A 5,879-nucleotide genomic window follows, 5' to 3' on the forward strand; every position below is an offset into this window, starting at 1 on the left:
GACGGCACGGGCATCGCGTACACCGACGCGCAGTCCGTCCTCAACCTCAGCTCCACCGACGGCGACCAGATCGAGCTCTTCGCGATCTGGGACGAAATTACCAACTTCATCGTTCACTACATCGACTCCGCCGATATGGTTACCACAGTGTCCGTGGATAAGACTGACGCTACCTGGTCGACAACCGATCTCTATCCGGCCACTGACCCCACCAAGACCGGCTATGTCTTCGACAAGTGGATGTACGTGGATGCCACTGGCGCTCTCATTGCCGTGACGCCTGGCACTACCGCCTACTCCACGCTTTCTGACGCCGTCGACCCCAACGTTGTCCAGGCCGAGGTCACCCTGTATGCCGCCTGGCTCAAGCTGGTCGACTACAAGGTCACCTACTGGACTACTGACGACAACGGGGCGACGCTAGTCTACGGCGGCTTTACTGGCCACGGCACCGATGTAGAAGGAACCGTCATCACGCCCTCCACGATGGCGGACGCCACGCACAACTGGAGTAACGTCAGCCATATCCCCGGTTACGTCTTCGACGTGCCCGCCACCACGAACTATGGCATCGACTCCATCACGCTCGATCCCACGCTCACCGACCAGGAACTCAAACTTGTGTTCGTTCGCAGGTCCGACTACATCCTCATCTACGATCCCAACTACGTTGACAATGGCGTTCCTGCCACGACAGACATCCAGAATGCTTTCTGGGCTCAGGACGGCCTCGACGCTCACAGCGCCAGCCGCCGCGGATACACCCTGATTGGCTGGAACACGGCCGCCGATGGCTCCGGCAAGAACGTCGTCGCCACAGACAAGTATGGTCAGCTCGTCCTGCTGGTCGATCCGACGGCTTCTGACACTGATGTCACGACCCTTACGCTCTACGGCCTCTGGCAGGAGAAGAGCGACTTCAAGGTCGTCTACGACAACAACTACATCTCCGTTGGCGCGAAATACCGTCCTGCGAGTACGGTGACAGCCGCTGACAGGGAGCACGTTGCCTGGACTGCCGGCGATCTCGAGCCCGTCGATGCCTCCGTAATCGTTGCTCCTAAGGGTTATCATCTCGGCGGCTGGACCTACATCGCGGACGGCAACGTCTTCGATATCGACTCCACGGATCAGTACAACACGATCTCTGACACCCTGAGCCCCGCTGCAGCCCTCGACCAGATCACGCTGTACGCCAAGTGGATCGAGAACGAGATTGAGCTCAAGTACGTCACTGGTGAGATTGACACGACTACCGGCGCATTCAGTGCGAATGCCTCGGCCGGCACAGTCTCCCGCAGCTCCGAGACCATCACCGTGGTCTCCGGCACTGCGCTTGGCGCGATTGCCGCACCGAACCCCGGCTGGCACTTCGTGAAGTGGATCCGTCTCGATGCATCCCTGCTGACCTCTGCTCTCATGACGGCCTCCACGACCGGGTTCAATGACCTGCCTACAGACATGACGCAGCTCGCCTTTGCCTCCATTCAGAATGTCACCGACGGCCTCTGGTATGGCGAGACGTACATGGCCCTGTTCGAGAAGAACGATCCCGCTACGCTCATCTACGATAAGAACGCTTCTGATGCCACGGGTACCATCGCGGACGTCGTCGAGCCCTTCGGCACCATCCTCACGCTCGACTCCGGCAAGAACGACATCGAGACGCCTTCTGACCTGACTGACGGCTTCAAGCGCGATCACTACACGCTTCTTGGCTGGAACACCAAGGCAGACCTGTCCGGTACGCATTACGACCTCTCGTTCGATGGCTTCGAGCTTCCCGAGGGCACGACGGTTCTCTACGCTGAGTGGGAGATCAACAAGGGCCGTCTGATCTACGACAAGAACGCCCAGGATGCTACGGGCACCATCGCAGACGTCGTGAAGCCGTATGGCACCCACATCACGCTCGACAGCGGTACCGAGGACACTACGGTAACTATTGAGGACGGCTTCCGTCGCCCGCACTACAAGCTGGTGGGCTGGAATACCGAGCCTGACTACAGCGGAATCCACTACGATCTGTCCCAGGGCTGGACGATGCCCGATGGCACTACGGTTCTCTACGCCGAGTGGGAGAAGCTGACCTTCGAGATCGAGGTTTCCAAGCCTACGGAGGGCGGTACCATCATCGGTGGCGACCCTGAGCCCATTCCGTATGGCGAGCCCATCCCCGAGGGTTGGGTGACGGTCATCCCCGATTCCGGCAAGCACATTTCCGGCTGGACCTATGTCATCCTCGACGAGGACGGCGTCATCCACACCGGCACCATCGACGATCCGACCAAGCTCATCGTTACTGGCAAGGTCACGCTCACCCCGATCTTTGAGGATGACGTCGTCGAGTCCGAGGGCGACGTTATCGAGCCGACTCCCGCGTCCGCCAAGAACATTGGCCCGAATGTGGCCGGCAAGGGTGAGAGGATTCCGCAGACTGGAGACCTCTTTGACGGATCCCTCGCTATCGTCCTCATCGGCGCTGCTGTTACGCTTATTCTCCCAGCCATTGTGCTGAGGCGTCGTAACGATGATCGGGAAGAAGCATAGCGGGTAGGGGAGAAGGACATTTTTCCTCTGGCACGGCCCCGTTCGCGGGGCCGTGCCTTTTTTGTCAACGCCATCGACGGCGCCTATTTGGCCTCATAAGCGTTCACATCTGTCTATTGAAGGTTTCTGGCTTGTGGACGTCCTAAGACGCGATTGGGGGGGCAGGCGCCGAGAATGGCTTGCGTGGCTCGTGCGTGCATGGTGCTTCTCATCCAGTCCGTGATGCCTGGCGTTCCCTGCATTGTAGTTCTGGGATTGTGACTTATCTACCTGCTGCTACATGCCTGCTAGCATGATAGCTAGCAGGCATGTAGCAGCAGGTAGAACGATGTCATATGATAACGTGCGAGCATAGATATCAATATGTTAATCATTACCACATTTCTTGTCGTCCTGATGGATGAAATTTGCTGATTGATAAACGAATTGTCGATAAATTTGCATATTGTTAAACATATTGATTTTCAGCTTGGTGAATTCGGACATTTGAGGTGGTAGATGGTTATTTATTGAGGGCAATACCGCTCGCCCAAAATCGATTCCGTGAACGGCTGCTAACAATAACAGAAATAGGCATCTACCTGTGAAAATCACCTTGGCTGTTGTCCTTATGCCACTTTGACAAATACATATGTATTTGAGACTATATTAGTGTCTATATTTAGGTCGATTTCTCTTAGCTTAATGCCAGTTGAAGCTTGCGAGACGTTGAAAGGTACTGCCATGTTCTTCGATCCCACAACACTTCTCGGTATTTCGACTCAGTGCGGAGATGCCACCCCCTTGCACCGAAAGGGACATCCCCTAGTCACTCGTATGGCGTGCGTTGCCGTCGTCGCGGGTGCGCTCTCGCTTGCGACGGCTCTTTTTGCGGCCCCAACTATGTCGTACGCCAACGAACCTCCTGGCGATTCTATCGCAGGCGACCAAATTGCTTCCAATTATCCTGCTGTCGTTGATTACGATCGCATCGCGCTCGACACAAGTGAGGATTATTCCGCGCGGCCTACTGTGTCGGATGGATCTTCCATCGGTGCCGACCTTTACGTTGTGACTGATACGGGTTCATCTTCTGCTGGTGAATCGGATACCGAAGCGTTGTCAGATGAAAACCCGTTGGCATATTCGTGCCAGAGTGAAATCGATGCGACTCAGGTGTCTAGCTGCGCAAACCTCATTCCTTCTTCAGACTCAGATTTGAACAATTCCGCACTTGATCCTTCTTACGTCATCACCTATGTGAAGTGTGATCCTAACGGCAATCTATTGAATGGCCCTGACGACATGGATTCCGTGCAGAAATCCGCTCCAATCGGCACGACAGTTAATATTCGCGACGTTGATCCCGATTTTATGAACCATTTTGATGGCTATGTCTTTGCGTCTAGGACATCTGCAGGCTATGCGAGCACTGATTCCGTAACGGTCACCGGCTCTGGCTTTGACCGCATGCGGTTGTTGTTCGTTCCTGGTTTCTATTCCTATGTTATTAGCGTCGTGGACGATGACGGAAGCTTCTACGACGGTGGTGCAGTTAATTATCGCTCTAACGTTACCTGGGATTCTATTGTTGCCTTTGAGGAGAATGGCGTTAATTCCGATACTTTCAACACTACCTATAAGCCCAAGCCTGGTTATAAGGTCGGCAAGTTTTTCTATAAGCTTGAGCGCAACATGGACAATTCACTCAGCACCGACTTCCTTTGCCCCGACTCAATGAAGTTCGGTGATATTGTGAATGAGCTGCGTAAAGAGCTTCGGAAGACGGGTGAGTTCTTTAATGCCGACGCACCCCTTCAGCTCTACGGCACCTTTGTCATGCGCAATGACTATCAAGTAGAGTTTGACGTCTCCGGTCTAAGTGCTGGCGACAATGGGCAGCCCAACAATCGAGTCGGCGTCAGCTGGGATTCGCGGGACCTTTCTCCCGTCTACGATGCCCTTGTTGCCGCTCCCGTCAACGAAGTGGTTTGGACGTATCGTAGCGGTTCGGGAAAGATGCTTGCCGTGTCGGACGATACGTCTTTTGCGGATGTGTATACCTCTTGGTATGGTGACGACGCTTCTTATGGATCCGTCACCCTGAAGGCCGTTTACGCCTCAGAGTTTTCTTCTGACGATGGTCAGGAGAATCCTGGGCAGCATCAGGACCAAACAGGCTCGAACGAGACGGGCGGCCAAGAATCATCCGATAACCAGAATGTGGCCGAAGACGGGGGTGGTCAGTCTGTGCCTCCGGCATCGGGGAGCTCTTCTGGTACGAATCTCTTTTCTCCGTCCCAGGCTGATCTTTCATCTGAGGTGGGCGTTGGAGATAACGCCGCCAGTAATTCCAATAGTTCAATTTTGATTGATAAGGCCGGTTCAAAGTCTAGTAATGCGACTCGAACTGATTCCTCAATTTTTGAGCCGGCTTCTTCACCTGATGCTGCCGCTTTGGCGGCTGCCGAAGAGCCGACGGCAATCGAGCCGCCTGCTCCTGCGGTTGTGGGTGACTCAAACGTCTCGCAATCCGCTTCCGGGGACATCTTTAATCCGCTTGCCCCCGTGGGCGTGGTTCTTGTTGCGTCCGCATTTGGCGTCTATGCATTGAGGCGAAAGCGGTTGGTTGACTAGCGCTGCGCCATAACGATCCACATGGCGCAGCGGAAGCGCAAAACCCAGTGACTTTGAGGTTTGAGATGAAAAACGTAATGACATACACGGCTCAGGAGGAAAGGGGAGTGTGGCGCGCCCTCGTCGGCGGCGTCATGGTTGCCTGTGCGGCGACGCTCCTCTCCGTCTTCGTGGCCGCTCCCTCGTTCGCGTTTGCGGATGAGGCGGGGGCGGATGGGGCCGATTCTGTCATTGCGGAGCCAAGCGAACAGGACAACTATGCCGATTTTCAGAGTTCAACTTTTGTAAATCAGCAGGTAGACAGTGTGGTCTCGCAATCCGCACCAGTTTCGGAGGTCAGCTCCGCCACAGAGTCTCCCGTGTCTGCTGGGGACGTTTGTGCAGAGGGGGACCCCTCTGCGGACGGGACTGAAGCTCAGGGGACAGTAGTTGCTGGGTCCAGGGAGAGTGACGATACACGGCAGAGCGAAGACAACAGTTCCGAACCCGGTGCCGTGGCGACTTCTCCGACTGACGCATCTAATATATATGTATCGGACTCTTCGGAGGATGATCTCCATGAGGTTGATGCTGTCACTGAGGATGGACTCGAGCCCGCTCTGACCGAGAGCAATTCCAGCTCTTGCGTTTATCTGAGCGCCTCTTCTGAAGGGACCTACACGCTTGCCTATGTCCTGACCGATGGTGGCACATGGACCGTCGATACCTCAAGA

2 protein-coding genes are annotated in these 5,879 nt (G+C 55.2%); both read left to right on the forward strand.

Annotated features, from left to right (window positions below):
• A partial coding sequence (locus B5D13_RS07975; RefSeq protein WP_180363895.1) for an InlB B-repeat-containing protein occupies positions 1-2,550 on the forward strand: 2,550 nt, incomplete at its 5' end.
• Between the two features lie 723 nt (positions 2,551-3,273).
• Complete coding sequence (locus tag B5D13_RS07980) at positions 3,274-5,166, forward strand: hypothetical protein (RefSeq protein WP_143327770.1); 1,893 nt, start codon at positions 3,274-3,276, stop codon at positions 5,164-5,166.
• The last annotated feature ends 713 nt before the right edge of the window (positions 5,167-5,879 follow it).

Source organism: Olsenella sp. KH1P3 (assembly GCF_900167315.1).
Lineage (GTDB): Bacteria > Actinomycetota > Coriobacteriia > Coriobacteriales > Atopobiaceae > Olsenella_J > Olsenella_J umbonata_A.